Origin of the sequence: Xenorhabdus griffiniae (assembly GCF_037265215.1) — a bacterium.
Classification (GTDB): Bacteria; Pseudomonadota; Gammaproteobacteria; order Enterobacterales; family Enterobacteriaceae; genus Xenorhabdus; species Xenorhabdus griffiniae.
Genome location: NZ_CP147737.1, coordinates 2270601 through 2288888 on the forward strand (window position 1 = coordinate 2270601; position 18288 = coordinate 2288888).

General features: G+C 39.9%; 14 protein-coding genes. 8 read left to right on the plus strand and 6 right to left on the minus strand.

All coding sequences use genetic code 11. From position 1 onward, the window contains the following. Window positions 1-520: 520 nt before the first annotated feature. Both WDV75_RS09815 and ydgH read right to left on the minus strand, forming a co-directional pair. Window positions 521-1912 (minus strand): basic amino acid/polyamine antiporter, encoded by a 1392-nt coding sequence (locus tag WDV75_RS09815; protein WP_273557700.1) that lies wholly within the window; start codon window positions 1910-1912, stop codon window positions 521-523. Between the two features lie 649 nt (window positions 1913-2561). Further along, complete coding sequence (gene ydgH, locus WDV75_RS09820) at window positions 2562-3515, minus strand: DUF1471 family protein YdgH (RefSeq protein ID WP_273557698.1); 954 nt, start codon at window positions 3513-3515, stop codon at window positions 2562-2564. 386 nt (window positions 3516-3901) lie between these two features. Here ydgH and pntA point away from each other — a divergent pair, with 386 nt between their 5' ends. Both pntA and pntB read left to right on the plus strand, forming a co-directional pair. Further along, the gene (gene pntA, locus WDV75_RS09825) at window positions 3902-5437 is read left to right on the plus strand and encodes a Re/Si-specific NAD(P)(+) transhydrogenase subunit alpha (RefSeq protein WP_273557697.1); all 1536 of its coding nucleotides are present in this window, start codon (window positions 3902-3904) and stop codon (window positions 5435-5437) included. Between the two features lie 10 nt (window positions 5438-5447). After that, the gene (pntB, locus tag WDV75_RS09830) at window positions 5448-6836 is read left to right on the plus strand and encodes a Re/Si-specific NAD(P)(+) transhydrogenase subunit beta (RefSeq protein ID WP_273557696.1); all 1389 of its coding nucleotides are present in this window, start codon (window positions 5448-5450) and stop codon (window positions 6834-6836) included. Between the two features lie 123 nt (window positions 6837-6959). On the opposite strand, the gene WDV75_RS09835 is transcribed toward pntB, so the two are convergent. From WDV75_RS09835 to WDV75_RS09845, 3 genes are all read right to left on the minus strand, one after another. Next, entirely contained in the window at window positions 6960-7637 is a 678-nt protein-coding gene (locus WDV75_RS09835) for a M91 family zinc metallopeptidase (RefSeq protein WP_273557695.1), read from the minus strand. Window positions 7638-8008: 371 nt separating this feature from the next. Then, window positions 8009-8284, minus strand: coding sequence for an LCI fold-containing protein (locus WDV75_RS09840; protein ID WP_273557694.1), 276 nt, complete (start codon window positions 8282-8284; stop codon window positions 8009-8011). Between the two features lie 561 nt (window positions 8285-8845). Further along, a complete protein-coding gene (locus WDV75_RS09845) occupies window positions 8846-9124 on the minus strand; it encodes an LCI fold-containing protein (protein ID WP_273557693.1) in 279 nt (92 codons plus the stop codon). Window positions 9125-9472: 348 nt separating this feature from the next. On the opposite strand from WDV75_RS09845, the gene WDV75_RS09850 reads away from it, so the two are divergent. The 4 genes from WDV75_RS09850 to WDV75_RS09865 are packed head-to-tail and all read left to right on the plus strand — an operon-like array spanning window position 9473 to window position 14071. Next, window positions 9473-10210 (plus strand): ABC transporter ATP-binding protein, encoded by a 738-nt coding sequence (locus tag WDV75_RS09850; RefSeq protein WP_273557692.1) that lies wholly within the window; start codon window positions 9473-9475, stop codon window positions 10208-10210. Then, window positions 10203-11399 carry an ABC transporter permease gene (locus WDV75_RS09855; RefSeq protein WP_273557691.1) on the plus strand — a complete coding sequence of 399 codons (1197 nt, stop codon included), beginning with the start codon at window positions 10203-10205 and terminating at the stop codon, window positions 11397-11399. The genes WDV75_RS09850 and WDV75_RS09855 overlap by 8 nt, the downstream gene beginning before the upstream one ends. Next, the gene (locus WDV75_RS09860) at window positions 11392-12843 is read left to right on the plus strand and encodes a TolC family protein (RefSeq protein WP_273557690.1); all 1452 of its coding nucleotides are present in this window, start codon (window positions 11392-11394) and stop codon (window positions 12841-12843) included. The genes WDV75_RS09855 and WDV75_RS09860 overlap by 8 nt, the downstream gene beginning before the upstream one ends. Beyond that, entirely contained in the window at window positions 12836-14071 is a 1236-nt protein-coding gene (locus WDV75_RS09865; protein ID WP_273557689.1) for an HlyD family secretion protein, read from the plus strand. Before WDV75_RS09860 ends, WDV75_RS09865 begins: the two co-directional genes overlap by 8 nt. Before the next feature lie 41 nt (window positions 14072-14112). On the opposite strand, the gene WDV75_RS09870 is transcribed toward WDV75_RS09865, so the two are convergent. Beyond that, window positions 14113-15774, minus strand: a complete 1662-nt coding sequence (locus WDV75_RS09870; RefSeq protein ID WP_273557688.1) for a cyclic peptide export ABC transporter — start codon at window positions 15772-15774, stop codon at window positions 14113-14115. A gap of 557 nt (window positions 15775-16331) precedes the next feature. Here WDV75_RS09870 and WDV75_RS09875 point away from each other — a divergent pair. Together WDV75_RS09875 and WDV75_RS09880 are read left to right on the plus strand one after the other, a co-directional pair. Beyond that, window positions 16332-17249 (plus strand): tyrosine-type recombinase/integrase, encoded by a 918-nt coding sequence (locus tag WDV75_RS09875; protein ID WP_420497495.1) that lies wholly within the window; start codon window positions 16332-16334, stop codon window positions 17247-17249. Window positions 17250-17364: 115 nt separating this feature from the next. After that, the gene (locus WDV75_RS09880; RefSeq protein ID WP_273557685.1) at window positions 17365-18246 is read left to right on the plus strand and encodes a DMT family transporter; all 882 of its coding nucleotides are present in this window, start codon (window positions 17365-17367) and stop codon (window positions 18244-18246) included. Window positions 18247-18288: the final 42 nt, after the last annotated feature.

Consider the following 18288-nt stretch of genomic DNA (forward strand, 5'->3'; position numbering starts at 1 on the left):
GTTCGAATTTTGCTTTTTTGTTAAAGTTTTAACTAAATATTATGTATTTATTATTTGTTTGTAACGTGTGTTTTATTTTTCAAATTTTGTATCTAATTATTTTAATTATGTAAGAGGTTAAACCTATTCATAAGGCAAATGAAAATGAATTGCATTTGCTTTAAGTTAATTTTTTGTTAATAAAGTCTTTGTGATAAATACCCAGACATAGTTTAAGTTCTATATATTTGAAGAATGTGTCAGCATAAAAACAAAATTAATTCTTATGATTTGATTGAAAAATGATCTATATTTTAATTTTTAGTTACAACATACTTCTAGTAAGCACAAAAAAATAAACTCTCTACAACATCATCAATATCAAAAAGAAAACTAAACAGCACAATTTTTATAAACGATGAAAACATCAAAGAAATACAAATTCTCTCTCAAATTACCTGTTTTTATAAATCAGTAACGGATAATAGTCTGTCGCAAATAAAAACCGGCACAAAGGCCGGATTCTTTGGAGTGATTGATATTAGTGCATTAATTGCCATGTAGACGGGAGCGCTATCAAGAATAAAACCACAATTATCGATTTTTCTATAACAGTTAATGGTACTTTTTCCTGATTTTGTCTGCGTGCGTACAGAAAAACCAGCAATCCAGGAACATATAACACTACCGAAAGTAAGAGGTTCATTAGCCCCGAAGCATAGAGTAGCCATAACCCATAAGTACAAGAACCCAACGCAATAAAGAGTAAAGCACGGCTACCACGTTGAAAGGAAACTTTCACTAAAAATGCACCGACAAGAAAGTAGGGGACAAGGATCATCTCAGAAGCAATAGAGAGTAATGTATTGTAATTACTGCCACTTAACCAAATTAAAATCAAAGAGAGTTGAACCGCGCCATTTGTGATCCAAAGTGATGATTCAGGTGCTTTCTTACAATTTTGTTTTTTGAATACCTTAGGGAATGAACCGTGTAAGGAAGCGATAAAGGGGACTTCTGCTGCCATGATTGTCCAGCTTAGGTAAGCACCACAAACAGAAACAATCAAGCCAGCTACAATCACAATTTCACCCGCCGAACCCATTAACCCAACCATTAAAGTTGCCATAGAAGGGTTACGCATAGCCGCTAACTCAGGTCTGGTGACTAATCCTAGTGAAAGCAGGGTAACCAGCACATACACCCCTAATGCTGAAATAACAGCCAGCACAGTTGCGATACCAATATCCTGGCGTCTTCTGGCTCTGGCTGAAACAACAACTGCGCCTTCTACGCCGATGAAAACCCACAGTGTAATTAGCATCGTATCTTTCACTTGCTGCCAAACAGGAACGCCCATTTCAATGCCGCTGAAATCAAAAGAAAATACATCCATTTTGAACGCGATGACAGCTAAGATAATAAATAGGGTTAATGGTAATAATTTTGCCATTGTCGCCAGCAGGTTAACCCCCGCAGCTGTTTGTACACCACGCAATACCAGCCAATGCACGAACCAAAGTAAAATAGACTCACCGATTAACGATTGCCAGGTATTGCCATCACCAAAAATTACTGCGTGTTCGGTATCGGTGAAAAAACTTAACGCGGCAAAGACAATAACTAAATAAGAAACATTGGCAATAATGGCACAGAACCAATATCCCCATGCAGAACAGAATCCAACTAACTCACCGAAACCTTCTCTTGCATAAGTAAAAATCCCGCTATCCAAATCAGGGCGCAGTCGTGAGAGTAAAAGTAAGGAAGTGGCCAAAAAGAGAATACCTATACCCGTTATTCCCCAACCAATCATTAATGCAGCAGGGCTACCTGCTTGCGCCATATTTTGCGGTAAACTGAATACGCCGGCACCGACCATAGAACTGAATACCAGTGCGGTCAAAGACGTAAGGCCTAATTTCTTTTCCAAAGATACGTTCCTAAAAAAATATAATCGACACGATTAGCCAGAACATTTGTTCTGAATATCGAACACATATTGGACATTTATTGCATCCATGCGATGGATTGCGAACGGATTTAGTCGATAAAGCTAAAAACAGGGCGATTCTACGGAGTGAAAGGATTGTATGCAATGGTTGACTATGCAAAAAAATATAAATTTTATGCATAAAATTCTGTAGAGGAGTAAGAAAACAAATTACGGATAATTTTTCTAATGTGTGTTATTGCCTGAATAAACATAGAGATGATCACAAGATAAGCACCTTAGATAATATTAGTCATATATTTTACTCTATTGAAACAAATAACAAACAATTATGTATACCAATCCAACCTCAAAATGCGTGCGATGTCCCCCCGCAAAGCGGGAGAGACATCAGGTTTTATATAGTGTTGTAAATTGCAACTTGAAGTTACATGCGTATAAACAGTATTAATGAAAAGGAAGGATAAACAGGATAATTTGCAAATCAAGCCGCAATATAACGTTATTGAGTTGTTAATTTTTAAGAAGTTAAAAAAGTAAATAAATTATGAACTAGCAAAAAAATTCGATAAAAAAGGCACAAATGTTCTTTGTGCCTTTTCCAAAAATGACAGAACTATCTATATGATTATTTGAATAAATCTGCACTGATGGTAACGTTACCACCATTAGACTGCCACTCTCGTGTGATATGGTAGTATTTTGCGCCTTTCTCTGCTGCACGTTTAGCAACCTGGTAAGAAACCTCTGGTGCGGTAGTGTAATAACCAGAAAAAGTAACGGAATCGAATGGTGCCATCAAAGCGGCGGAGGCTTTATTCAACTCTTGAATTTTTGTACCATCAGGTAAAGTTACAGTGTAACGACCACCTTTTGATGACTGGGTTTCAAAAAAGCGACCAACTACATTGCTTGTTGACGTTGAAGAAGCAACGCCTGGAATCTCAACTTTCTTGGCTTCCTCTCCGCCTTGAGCCAGAGCTTGGCGTCCTGCATCAGAATCGGCTGGGATCACCGCTTCACTAGACTGAACCTTACGTTTTGGTGCGTCTTCTTTATAAACATAGGCTGTGACGACTTGGTTTCCGCCATTATTCGGTGCAATATCACGGACGATAAAGAAAGAGGCTGCATCTTTCTTTTTAGCTGCCTTAGCGAGAGCTTCTTTCAGATCAGGATCAGTCGGGAAATAACCATTTACTGTCACAGTATCGAAAGGCTCTAAAGTGATAGCCTCAGCTTTAGGTAACTCTTTGATGCCACGATAGATACGATAGTTAGGTGTTTTATCTGCTTTTTCCGCATCTTTGTGGTACAAATCGGCGACAACACGCAAATTACCTCGTCCATTAAGATCATCAAGACTTTGAATATAAAAACTGTCAGCGCCTTTTTTATCGGCCTGACGGGAAACCGCATCCGCAGCTTCATAAATTGCATTAAAACGACCAGTAACTGAGATCCGCTCAAAAGGTTTAAGCTCTGCCGCTTGTTCTGGAGTTAATTCTTTAGCTGCATGTGCAGCGGTCATCGTGGTTAGTGCGAACACCGCAGTCGCGATGATCGTTGTCTTCAGCTTCATAAAAAATCCTTTCGCCTTGCGCATTAAAATATTTATAACGTGCTGAACATTGTTATGCATCACATAGAACGCAATTATTACATGTAATAATGCCAATTGTCGCAAGAAATTATGCCCTCTAAAGAAACGATTGCTAGCTTTTAGTATATGACACTAAGAATTTTAATAAATATAGTAAGTTATACGAGCTAAATAATTGTTTACATTAACAGGTCATTTTGTTTTTCTGATTTTATGATAATTCGTTGACATTATTTTCATTAAGTTACTATTTGGTATTCTATTGATAGGTTTTGCTGATAGCAGCGATAAAGTCAATCTAATCGTTAAATAGGCATCAACAAGGTAATAATCAGCCATATTTCATTCTTAAAGAAGGAAACATTATGCGTATTGGTGTACCAAAAGAGCGACTTTCCAATGAAGCACGCGTTGCTGCCACACCATCAACCGTGGAGCAATTGCAGAAATTGGGGTTTGACGTCACAGTTGAGACAGGCGCAGGGCAACTTGCAAGTTTTGGTGATATTGCTTATCAAAAAGCAGGCGCTGATGTAGCAGAAATCCACCAGGTTTGGCAATCAGATATCATTTTGAAAGTAAACGCCCCTGAAGATGATGAAATTGCCTTAATGAAAGAAGGTGCTGCGCTGATTAGTTTTATTTGGCCAGCGCAAAATCCAGCATTAATGGCAAAATTAGCCGAACGTAAGGTCACTGTTTTTGCTATGGACGCCGTTCCACGAATTTCCCGCGCACAATCTTTAGATGCCCTCAGTTCAATGGCCAACATTGCGGGTTATCGTGCCATTGTTGAATCCGCCCACGAATTTGGTCGTTTTTTCACGGGACAAATTACAGCAGCAGGCAAAATACCACCAGCTAAGGTTATGATTATTGGCGCAGGGGTTGCCGGATTAGCGGCAATTGGTGCAGCGGGTAGTCTTGGTGCGATTGTCCGTGCTTTTGATACACGACCGGAAGTGAAGGAACAAGTACAAAGCATGGGGGCTGAATTCCTGGAATTAAATTTCAAAGAAGAAGCGGGCAGTGGTGATGGTTATGCAAAAGTGATGTCAGAAGCTTTTATCAAAGCAGAAATGGAACTATTTGCTGCACAAGCAAAAGAAGTTGATATTATCGTGACAACTGCATTAATTCCGGGGAAACCGGCACCACGGCTTATCACAAAAGAAATGGTTGATTCCATGAAACCTGGTAGCGTGATTGTCGATCTGGCTGCTCAAAATGGCGGCAACTGTGAATACACGCAAGCCAATCAATTGGTTGTGACAGAAAATGGAGTAAAAATTATCGGTTACACAGATTTACCCAGCCGATTGCCGACTCAATCATCACAACTTTATGGATCAAACCTGGTCAATTTGCTGAAACTACTGTGCAAAGAAAAAAATGGCGAAATCACCATTGATTTTGATGATGTTGTTGTTCGTGGTGTTACTGTCATTAAAGAAGGTGAAATCACCTGGCCAGCTCCACCTATCCAAGTTTCAGCCCAACCAGCAACGACCAAACCGACGTCAGTAAAAAAAGAAGAGAAACCAGCAGAAAAGCCTAAATCTCCGTGGCTGAAATATGGAGCACTCGCACTGGCGATAATTTTATATGGTTGGTTAGCACATATTGCGCCAAAAGAATTTTTATCTCATTTTACGGTTTTTGCCTTGTCCTGTGTGGTGGGTTATTACGTTGTCTGGAATGTCAGTCACTCATTGCATACACCATTAATGTCCGTCACCAACGCGATTTCCGGGATCATTGTGGTTGGCGCCGTACTGCAAATTGGGGAAGGGGGATGGGTAAGTTTCTTCTCATTCATTGCCGTGTTAATTGCCAGCATCAATATTTTCGGTGGCTTTACAGTCACTCAACGTATGCTGAAAATGTTTCGTAAAGGATAGGGGGTAACTTATGTCGAACGGAATAGTTACAGCTGCCTATATTGTTGCTGCCATTTTGTTTATTTTCAGTCTTGCTGGACTTTCCCGTCACGAAAGTTCCAGACGCGGTAACATTTTGGGTATCGTGGGTATGGCGATTGCCCTGATTGCCACGATATTAGGGCCTGATACTGGCAAAATTGGCTGGATTATTTTAGCGATGGTCATCGGTGCGGTTATTGGTATTCGTCTTGCCAAAAAAGTGGAGATGACTGAAATGCCAGAATTGGTGGCTATCCTGCACAGTTTTGTCGGTTTAGCGGCGGTTCTGGTTGGGTTCAATAGTTTTATCACTCATGATAATTTTGCCAGCGCTATTATGGAAAACATTCATCTGACAGAAGTTTTCCTTGGGGTATTTATTGGTGCTGTAACCTTTACTGGCTCAGTTGTCGCATTTGGTAAATTACGTGGGAAAATTTCTTCCAAGCCATTGATGTTGCCACATCGTCACAAACTTAATTTGGCAGCATTGATCGTCTCCTTGCTCTTAATGTTCACCTTTATCAAAACAGAAACTGTTGGCTTACAAGTTTTCACCTTGCTGGTGATGACAGTTATCGCGCTCGCTTTTGGCTGGCATTTAGTGGCCTCAATTGGCGGGGCAGATATGCCAGTCGTTATTTCCATGCTGAACTCATATTCAGGCTGGGCGGCTGCGGCAGCCGGTTTTATGTTAAGTAATGATTTGCTGATCGTCACGGGTGCCTTAGTGGGTTCTTCGGGGGCAATCCTTTCTTATATTATGTGTAAGGCGATGAACCGTTCCTTTATCAGTGTCATCGCGGGTGGTTTCGGTACAGATGGCAATTCTTCAGGTGATGATCAAGAGCTAGGCGAGTACAGAGAAACAACTGCGGAAGACGTCGCTGAACTGTTAAAAAACTCCACCTCAGTCATCATTACCCCAGGCTACGGTATGGCAGTTGCGCAAGCTCAGTATCCTGTTCATGACATTACCGCCAAATTACGAGAGAAGGGTATAAATGTTCGCTTTGGCATTCACCCCGTTGCGGGACGGTTGCCAGGTCATATGAACGTATTACTTGCCGAAGCTAAAGTTCCTTATGATATTGTCTTGGAAATGGATGAAATTAATGACGATTTTGCTGAAACGGACACGGTTTTAGTTATAGGAGCCAATGACACCGTAAACCCAGCCGCTCAGGAAGATCCTTCAAGCCCTATTGCCGGAATGCCAGTTTTGGAAGTCTGGAAAGCACAAAACGTTATTGTATTTAAACGTTCGATGAATACGGGATATGCCGGAGTACAAAATCCATTATTCTTTAAAGACAATACACAAATGCTGTTTGGCGATGCGAAAGAAAGTGTAGAAGCCATCCTTCGGGCTTTATAACTGAACGGGGACCAGTTTCCAAAGAGCTTCGGGTTATAAATCCGAAGCTCTTTTCTTTAAAAAAGATAGATAGATTCTTTTGTCTACTAACATTGATGAGTCCTTTCAAAGATTAAATATCTGCTATGTAAAGTAAAGAGGTGGGAATTTGGATATATGATTGTCTGGTCCTTTTCTTACAGTACCATCGTCATTTACAGTAATATCATTATAATGTTGATAAAAGGTTCTGCGGGGATATCCCTTTTCATATCTGAATGCGTTTTCTGAAAGGCTTCCAGCAGAGTATTTCCCTAAGCCAACAGTTTTTGCTTCTTCAAGCAGAAGAGGGTGGAAACCTTGGTTTAACTCGCTGTTCACGAGACGTTTTCCTTCTAGATTATGAAGGACATGGAGCAGCTCATGAAATACAATACATGCATTTTCTTTTACCCTTTCGTCCTTGCGCATTTGATTATTTTGTCTAAGATTGCAATAAAAATCAGATTTCGTTCCCAGATAACTGCCAGCGTAATGATCTTCTTGTGCTTTAACGCCTGTATATTGGGTATTGAGATGAATAGATAACTTAAGTTGTTTACTTCTTAATGCTGCGTCGATACGCTGAAGCAACTGACGGCCTGTTAACGATGATTTTATTTCTTCCATTGCCTCATTAAGCCACTTCATTTGTTCACTATTATAGCTAACAAAAGAAACACCTTGATTATTATAAAACCACTTCATCCTGAAGTTTTCTTGATAATGAATTTCATTCTTGTGCGGTTGCAATGATAATGTCAAAACAGTAGGACGTAGCATATGTGTCTCCTTAACTAACCCCAATTTGGGGTGGATCGAAATTTTCTTTTATTTGTTTGATATTTAAGTTTTTTGTTATAAAATGGTCAGAAATACTAGCTAGAATGTCATAGGTGTGTAACTTTTACTTAGACCCAGTTCAAAAAAATTGGTGTGACCAAAAAATATTAGCTCTGTTCAGCCATCAAAATCGTTTGGGTATCTAGTGTTACTCTGTGAATGGAGTTTTTTTTATAAGAGTTGAAACGTAATGCGCTGCATTCATATATTGAATGCAGCGCATATTACATATATTAACAAAAGCATCTTGAGGATTAACTACATACCTCAAATATACCAAGCCATTGTATGATTTTTTCTAGATAATTAACTTATTTTCTTCCTTCATAATAAGCTTGATAGGCTTTCTTTCCATTATATTCACACGCCCCATTTTGTCCGACTTTTCCTTTAAAATACCATTTAATACCATACTTTTCAAAGTAATTTGCAAAATTACTTGTAGGATTAACAACATACATTTGATACAGGTTACCACCAATATTTACTGGTCTTTCTGCATTCTCACATTTACTTAATGCCATAGCATTACTACTCAACAAAGCACCTGCGGCTAATGCCCCAACCGCCAATAATTTCTTAAACATAAACATTCTCCTGTAATATTTCAAAATTTGCTATTTAAATATATTGCTTATAAAGTCTTATTTGATAACGCACGCTAAATCTAAATCACCATCTGATGAAGTTGCAATTTCAAAATTTAAAAACTTATTATATTTTTATATCCTGGATTAGAAATACAACCTCCATTATCATCATTTGTAATCAATAATTATTTATCTATTATTTTCAAGATGGAAATAAATTATTGTAAATTGCAATATAATGCATAATAACAATATTGATTTAATGCAATCTAATTATCCACTTATTAATTAAGTTTGAATATATTTTATGAAAGGTTAACATGTAGTTATCAACAAGATGAAGAGAACTTATATGGTCATGACTATAATTTGAATTTTAGGGTAATTCTTTTACTTCATGTGCAATCCTGCTCATCTATTTTCACAATGGACAACTACTTCTATGCCAAGAAATAGATCAAAAAAAGCACAAACCCCGTTAAAATAACGAGGTTTGTCAATGCTCTGAAAGCCTTATAAATAAGATGGTCTTTAGTTGGATTTTAATGCTTGTTACTTTTAGTTACCTTTATATTGAGCAGCCCAAGCTGCAGTTCCATTATATGAGCATTGGAATGAAGGACCTTGAAAATACCATTTAATTCCATCACTTGTAAATGTATTAGCAAAAGAATTATAAGGATTAACTACATATCTCAAATATACTCGTCCATTATGTGATTTATCTTGAGATGGGCATTTAGCAAGTGCCGTAGTTCCTGCCGATGCACTCCCAATTCCTCCAGTTAATGCAATACCTGCGGCTAATGCCCCAACTGTCAATAATTTCTTAAACATAAACATTCTCCTGTAATATTTCAGAATTTGCTATTTAAATATATTGCTTATAAAGTCTTATTTGATAACGCACGATAAATCTAAACCACCACCTAACGACATTGCAATTTCAAAATTTGGAAACTTATTATATTTTTATATTCTGGATTAGAAATATAATCTCCATTATCATCATTTGTGATCAATAATTATTTTTCTATTATTTTCAAGGTGGAAGTAAATTATTGGAAATTGCAATATCATGCATAATAACAATATTGATTTAATGCAATCTAATTATCCACTTATTAATTAAGTTGGAAATATTTGATAAAGATAGATATTAAAAAAGGGGATATTATAAAAATAATGGATACTATAAATTCGATTCATCCCACAATACCGATATCACCTGTTATTAATATGCAGCGGTTAACCCGTGTTTATCAACAGGGTGGAGAGAACCCAATACCCGTTCTAAAAAATATAACGACACAAATTTATGCTGGTCAGAGTTGCGCTATTGTCGGAACATCAGGTTCAGGTAAAAGCACCTTACTAAACATCCTTGGTTTGCTGGATAAACCCACCACCGGTGAGTATTTTCTTTGCGGTGTTGATATGTCAACAGCTGATACTGATCTCAGAGCCAGAATGCGCAATAAAGAAATTGGTTTTGTTTTTCAAAGCTTCCATTTATTAGCCGGAATGACAGCTACAGAGAATGTCGCTTTGCCGCTTCTTTACCGCGGTATTCCTGCCTCACAAGCTCATAAAATTGCCAAAGAAAAACTGCATTTGGTTGGTCTCTCACATCGTGCTACTCACTATCCGGCAGACTTATCTGGCGGACAGCGACAACGCGTTGCGCTCGCCAGAGCATTGGCCGGAGACCCCTCGTTATTACTGGCTGATGAACCTACCGGCAATCTGGATCGCCAAACCGCAGAAGAAATTTTATTGCTACTTTCTTCTCTTCATACAGATAAGGCGATGACGCTGGTCGTAATAACCCATGATGCTATGGTTGCGAACCATATGCAGCGTGAATTACGCATCATTGACGGCCAATTACATGAAACCAGAGGGATAACAATACATGCATGATAGCAACTATGGCATGTCGATATTAATGATCTGGAGAGAAGCCTGGCGTAACTTAATGGCAACAGGGAGAAGCACTCTGCTGGCTTTATCGGGTATTGCTATTGGTTGCGCTTCTGTTGTGGCATTTGTGAATACCGGACATAACGCGACACTGGCTGCGTTGAAAATGTTCAGCGGGCTGGATATCAATGTCATTACAGCAGATCTGAATTCCTATAATCATGGGATTGGTAGTGAGTCAATTACAATGGCCGATCTGACAACTGCTATTCCGGGGTTATCTTCTGCAGCCCCCTGGATTTATTATCCTTCGCCCGGTCGCTATAACGGGAAAACAGAAACCTTTACCATGATAGGCTCCTCTGCGGAACTTGAGGAGGTTATGCAATTGCGACTTCGTTATGGCCGATTTATCACAGATTATGATCAGCATTCTCCTTATGTGGTCATTGGTAATGAAGTCGCGGTTACCCTGGGTGAAGGGGAGCCATCCCGTATACTTGGCAAACAGATTCAGCTTGGCAACTATTTATATACCGTCATTGGTATTTTCGCTATAAAAGGGCAAAACCCTATCTTTCCTTTTTCGCTAGATTCAGTGGTGATTGCGCCCATCAATGCCATGCGTAAAATCTCACCCAATACCGATTTAAATGGCATCATTGCTCGCACGATAACGACCGCAACCACAGAAAGTGATGCGAAGGATTTATTGGCCTTGCTCAAGCGCAAGTTTCCGGCAGTTGATATTAATGTTCGGGTAGCCCAACAATTACTAAAAGGGCAGACAGAACAAAGCAAAACCTTTTCTTTTATGTTGATCGGGCTAGCGGGTATTTCGCTGCTCACCGGCGGTATTGCAATTTCCAATGTGATGCTGATGAACGTTTCCGCCCGACGAAAAGAGATCGGGTTACGTATGGCTTTGGGAGCAAGAACTCAGGATATCCGGCGGCTTTTTTTGTATGAAGCAGCAGCCTTGACTTTAGCCGGCGCCATTCTTGGGACACTGGCAGGTATTATCGTCGCTTTTCTTTTTGTCCTTTATTCTGGCTGGTCATTTTCTTTAGCCCCTTTATCTATTCCTTTAGGGATAGGTAGTTCAATCATGGCGGGACTTATCTCCGGTTTTTATCCCGCACATAAAGCCTCTCAAATGGAACCCGTACAGGCATTACGTGATGATTAAAAAATATTTTCTTTATGGCGCTCTGACCTTGTTTTTCTTTTTTCCTCAAACAGTGCTCTCTGCATCTGAACAGGAACGAGAACCTGATTACAGTTTGCATCGGAAAGCCTCAGAAAAGGCTATAGGCTTATCGTTGAGTGATGCAATATCACTGGGTTTAAGAAACAACTACGCAATACGTAGTGTTTATCTGGATCGTATCGCCCAAAAATTTGATTTACGGGTAGCAGAAGATCGATTTACACCAAAGCTACAGCTAAGTGGGCGTTACATTGCGGGTAAAAATCAGGATGCAAATTTCAGGAAAACTAACCTTTCACCGAATGCCACACTATTCACTCCGTTGGGAACACGTTTTACTCTTTCCTGGACGCGTGAAAACACGAGATCTGGGATTAACAATTTTCATAATGATGGCGCAAGTATTACTGTAGTACAGCCTCTCTTACGAGGAGCAGGAACCGATGTTAACAATGCTCCGATCTTATTGGCTAAACTCCAGGAACAAACCAATAGGTTGAATTTAAAAGCGACTATTTCCGATTCCATCACGCAAATTATTTTTGCATACCATGCATTACTTCGTGCTCAGGAACAACAATCATTATCTATCGCTTCCCTTAAGCGGATGCGGAAATTAGTCGAGATTAACAAAGAGTTGATTGATGCAGGCAGAATGGCCCAGACAGATATCATACAAACACAGGCTGATTTAGCGATGCAGGAACTTTCGGCCAAAGAAGCGGAAAACAATGTGCATTCCACCAGGCTGGCATTACTCAAGTTACTTGCCCTAAACCATAAAACTCCCATCTATGCTACAGATACGCTAAAAGGAACGCATGTTAATCTGAATATTGAACAATCAATTGCCAAGGCACAGGCCCAGCAACCTGATTACCTTATTCAATTACTTTCTGCAAAAACAGCCGATATTCAATTATTGCAGGCCCGAAATGACCGGCTTTGGGATTTATCATTGGTTGGTGGCACATCGCAGAATCGTTCATCCTCTTCTGAAACCCGAAACTGGGAAAATTTTGTGGGTATACGATTAGATATTCCAATCGGAGATATGACTCAGAAACAAGCAGAAGTTCAGGCGAAAGTCAATGTCCAGAAGCAAGCCTTACGCTTGGAAGAGGCAAAAACGAATCTGGAGCAAAAGATAATCAATGCAATCCGCGATACAGAATCACGCTGGCAGGAATATCAATTAGCGATAAAAGCCAGTTCACTTTCTCAAAAGAAACTCGAAATTGAACAGGAAAAATTACAGGCTGGCCTATCCAGCAACTTTCAGGTTCTGAGTTTTGAAACTGACCTAAGAAATGCTGAAAATGCACGCCTGAACACACTTATTCAGTATCTCAATGCTCAGGCTGAACTCGATCAAATTCTGGGTACTACACTGGAAAGCTGGGAGATAACACTCAATGATTAAACGTTATCGATGGGCCATTGCTGGCATATTTATTGTGGCGGCTTGTTTTTTAGTCTTTTTATCCTTAAAGCAATCACCAGCTCAGGAGTCAGTACAATGGATTAAAGTAAAACAAACCGTTATAGAAAAACAACTTGGTTTGGTCGGCAATCTACAATCTGCACGTCTTGAAACTATACCTGCTCCATTTGATGCGATTATCAAACAAGTTTCGGCCAAAGAAGGGCAGTGGGTGAAAGCTGGCCAAACATTAGTGACGCTTGATACCCGAAAGATTGATATTGATCTTCGGCAAGCGCAAGTTGAGATGATCAAAGCCTCATCAGTCGTTGACCAATTGCATGACTGGGAAAACAGCCAGGAAGTTATCCGCGCCAGAAGAAACGTTGAAAGTGCCAACCATATGGTTATGGAGCTGAAAAATAATCTCGCCAAAACTCAGGCTCTGTTTTCACGGGGCATCGTGCCAAAAATGGAAGTGGAAAACCTCCAGCAACAACTTCGCCGACAATTAACGGAACTTGCTTCAGTACAGGACGATCTTGCATCCATCCGACAAAAAGGAAGCATGAATAACGTGCGTGTTGCAGAGATGGAGCTTCAGAATGCAACAAGCCGCTATCAGACATTACAAGAACAATATTTACATAAAGAAATCAAAGCGCCATTTTCGGGTGTCGTACTTAGGGCAACACAGGGAGAAAGTAAGAAGCTATTAACGATTCAAACAGGCGTTAGAGTGACCGAAGGTATGCCATTACTGGAAATTATGGACACAACCCAATATCAGGTATTGGCACAGGTAGAAGAAACCGATCTCGCCAAACTTAAAGAAGGGCAGGCAGTAAAAATTACTGGAGAGGGATTTTCTCAACATCCTCTGGATGGAGAAATTGAGACTATTGCGATGCAAAGTGTGAGTACGGATAAACCAGGATCAGCAATTTATTATGATATTGTGATTAAAGTGATTTCATCTATGAATCAAAGTTATCCCATCAGACCTGGAATGAGCGCCAAAGTCAACATTGTTATTTATCGCAATGAACAGGGAATTGTTGTACCCGAAGCAGCGCTAACTCGCGCTAACAATGGACAATTAACCGTAAACTGGCGCCCGGATTTAAAACAGCAGGCCATAACTCGTCAGGTCACTGTTGGCGAAGCTATGCCGGAAGGGATAGAGGTTCATGGTCTGGAAGAGGGATTTATCGCACTGCCACGTTAAAAATAATCACTCAACTTTCTATCTGGTAAGGGATAAGCATATCACTGCGCGTCATCTTTGCTAAGAAGTTGGCCATTTTCCAGCTTGATGCAATGATCAGCCAGGTGGAAAAAACGATCGTCGTGTGTAATAGCCAATACCGCTTTACCGCGTGCTGCTAATTCGGGCAATAATTCCCGATAGAATACCGTTTTAAACTGCGGATCTTGATCTGCCGCCCACTCATCAAACAGATAAAATGGCCGGTCTTCCAAATAAGCAACCACCAAGGCAAGACGTTTCCGTTGTCCTAATGATAAATCACGGGTTGAAAAACAACCGTTTTCAATCTTTACCTTGTGATCTAAATGTAGTTTAGCAAGTAACTCATTAGCACGTGCATCCAATGTTGAATCCGAGTCACCCAAACCGACCAAAGTTTCGAAAAGGTGGAAATCAGCAAAAATCGCTGAAAATAATTGTCGGTAGTTTGTTCTGTTGTGGTCAGTGATGACATGTTCATCAACGGTCATGACTCCACTTTCTGGTGTATAAAGACCGGTTAACAGCTTGGCGAGAGTCGTTTTACCACTGCCATTACCACCGATCAGGAAAGTAATTTCTCCTCTTTTGAGTTCCATATCAATGGGGCCAAGTTGGAATACTTCATCCTCTCTTTCTCGATAATAACTGTGGGTGATACCAGACAGACGTAGTGAATGAACTTTCCCGAATTCGTTAGCAGATATTTGTTGATCAAAGTTATCTTGTTCATTCAATTCAGAAAGTACATTTCCAATGCGGTCCAGCGACACACGGGCAGCATTCAATGCTGGAATGTTGTTTAGTAACCCATCCAGAGGCATCAACATAAACAGAAAGATAATCAAATAACCAGACAAAGTCGCTGTTGCAAGAGAAGGTATCACTATCGGGGAGAATATCACCACACCCAGGAACACATAAAATAAGAAGAGGATCCAACCAGTGCCGAAGGCATAAACACTGAAAGCACGAGTACGATGTTGGCGTACCGCATCAATCTCACTATTAAGCGAGTTGGTAAAAAAAGACTGAGCGCGTGCGAAATGTAACTTTAACTCTTTTGCACCAGAAAATAAGGCGTTGAAGTGATTGAAGAGACGATCTTGCGCCTTGCCAGCTGCTTTGAACGCAGAGATTGCCTGAGTTCCCCCTAAGCTATAACCAAGTGAGCCAATGATCACGACAATCAATGCTAAGGAGAATATAGGCCAGGACAACCAAGCCAGATAACCGAGGCAGCCTAGTACAATAGATCCCTGCATGATGATATTGGGTAAGGCGAAGAATAAGATTGATACATTATTGGTATCATCAGTAATAATGGATTGACCTTGAGAGGAGCTAAGTAGCTCAATCTGGCGAAAAGGTGCACGAACAATGCGCTCTGAAATAAGTTGGCGCATCTTCGCTATTGTGTTCTGACTTAATTTGGCGAAAATCACACCACTTAATATGCGACAAGTAATAGCCAGCACAGCCAGGGCACCGAAATACCAAGCGAGCAAAGCGTAATTTTCTTTAGGAATCGTCACTGCTCTATTAATTAATGTAACCAATGAGACACTGGAAATACCATTGGCAATACTGGCAAAGATAGCAATGATTAATGCCCAGCGTGAACGGAACAAAAGTGATAATAAAATCTGATAGGCTGGTTTTTTTATTGTCGAAATGTTCATTGATGGACCCGTCCCGTAAGGCTAGCTAAGGTGACGGCATTGTATCACTCTGTTTCATGAAGCACCCTCAACACACCTTAAATACATTAATATTATTAATTTAATCCCATTTCCCCATAACCAACGGGAAAACAGTTAACTGGTGAGTTTCTCGCATTAATCAGATGACCGAAAATCTTTATAGAGGGTAGGCTGCATGTAGTTTAGTGACAATATCACAAAGTAAATCAACAAAATAATCACCAGATTGATATTTAATCTACTTTAATAAATTTTCATTAAATTCAATTCGTTATCATGGATCATATTTAACGTTTTTTCTTCAAAATGTTTCTACTTATTAAAATAGCCATTTGAAAAAGTAAGATTTATTGCATAAGATGAGCAAGGGGAAATACCGTGATTTTTACAGAGCGCAACCATCAAACCCTCACCAAATTGAACAAAAATAAACCATAAGGAAAATGGAAATGCCTATTCCGTTCAACCACGAAAATAGCAATGATGAAAAATCACTGATTGTACCGATCGATTCCCAACAAGAAACAGGGATGCTGATGTCGCTATCAGCAGCGGGAAAACAGATCCATAACAATCCCGCCATTGCCTATCTTGTCAGTCTTAGTTCAAAACGCAGTCGCCAAACTATGAAATCATTTCTGGATATCGTGGCAAAAATGTTGGGATATCAAAATGTACAGGACTGTACCTGGCATGCACTTCGTCGTCACCATGTTCAAGCCATTATGGAAATGCTTTCAGATTCGGGTAAAGCTCCGGCAACAATCAATACCTATCTTTCTGCCTTGAAAGGGGTGGCATTGGAAGCATGGACAATGAAACAGCTCGATACCGACAATTTTCAGCATATAAAACAGGTGCGATCTGTCAGAGGAAATCGATTACCAAAAGGCAGGGCGCTTGAGCGTTATGAAATAAAAACTTTATTCTTTACCTGCGAAAATGATATCAGCACAAAAGGGTTACGTGATGCAGCTATCATTGGTGTGCTTGTGGGGTGCGGGCTTCGTCGTTCAGAAATTGTTTCACTCGATATGAAGCACATCATTCGTCGCGAGCAAGCATTAAGAGTGATGGGAAAGGGTAATAAAGAGCGGTTGTCCTATATGCCGGAAGGAACCTGGGAACGTTTAAATCGTTGGGTAGATGAAGTGCGCGGTGATCACCCCGGCCCACTTTTTACCCGAATTCGCCGCCATGATGATGTCACTGATAACCGTTTATCAGATCAAGCTATCTATCACATTCTTGAAATACGCAGAATAGAAAGCGGATTGGAAAAATTTGCCCCACATGATCTGCGCAGGACTTTTGCGTCAGCCATGCTGGACAATGGTGAAGATATCGTGACTGTCAAAGATGCGATGGGGCATTCAAGCATCACGACAACTCAAAAGTACGATCGACGTGGAGATGAACGTCTAAGAAATGCTGCCAGAAATCTGAATTTTTAACAGGAAATAGCGCTGTTATCCTGCGCTATTTTTGCAATCAAATATTATTCGACAGATTGCTTCATTCAGTGTTAATTATGAACCTCTCATAAATAACTATGACAGGTGTATTTGTATGACCTCAAAAACAACACATTGGAGCACTTACGGTTCAACTTCCCTTTTCGTTTTATTATGGAGTAGCGGCGCAATCTTTTCTCGTTGGGGACTGGATCATAGTTCTTCTTTTGCTATTTTGACGGTGCGTTTTGCGATTGCATTTCTATTTTTGTTAGCACTCTGCATGTTCAAAAAACATTTCCTGCCGGCGTCTGAAAGTAGGAATAAAATTGCTGCAGTTGGATTACTGATCATTGGCGGGTATTCGATTTTTTATTTTCTGGCGTTAGAAAGTGGAATCACCCCCGGTATCTTGGCTACAGTGATGGGAATTCAGCCAATTATTACACTTTGGGTGATGGAAAGAAATTTCACAGCTCGTCGTTTAATAGGTTTGTTTCTGTCGTTCATCGGATTAATGCTTGTTGTATTTCAAGGGTTGGTTTTGACAAAGTTTTCCTTCTCAGGCACTCTTTTTGCTTTAGCTGCTCTGGCTTGTATGAGCATCGGAGCCATCTTTCAGAAGCAAATCCAGCAAGCTCCCTCCGAAGTATTACCATTACAATATGGTGTCAGCTTATTGCTTTGCCTGTTATTTATACCTTTCAAACCTTTCCATATTGAACCTGTCATCGGTTTTATTGTACCTGCCTTATGGCTTGGTTTAGTGATTTCTGTAGTTGCGCAATTATTACTTTATAGACTCATCAGAGCAGGTAATTTAGTTAATGTCACTAGTTTGTTTTACCTTGTTCCAGGAGTAACAGCAATAATGGATTACTTATTTTTAGGTAATGCATTATCTATTTTAAGTATCATTGGAATGTTCGCGATAATAACCGGTTTGGCTCTGGTTTTTCGTAAAAAAAAGACAAAGGAAATTAATAATCTCAAATAAATTCAATTGGCTAAAATCATTGTGATTTATATGGATTATAAT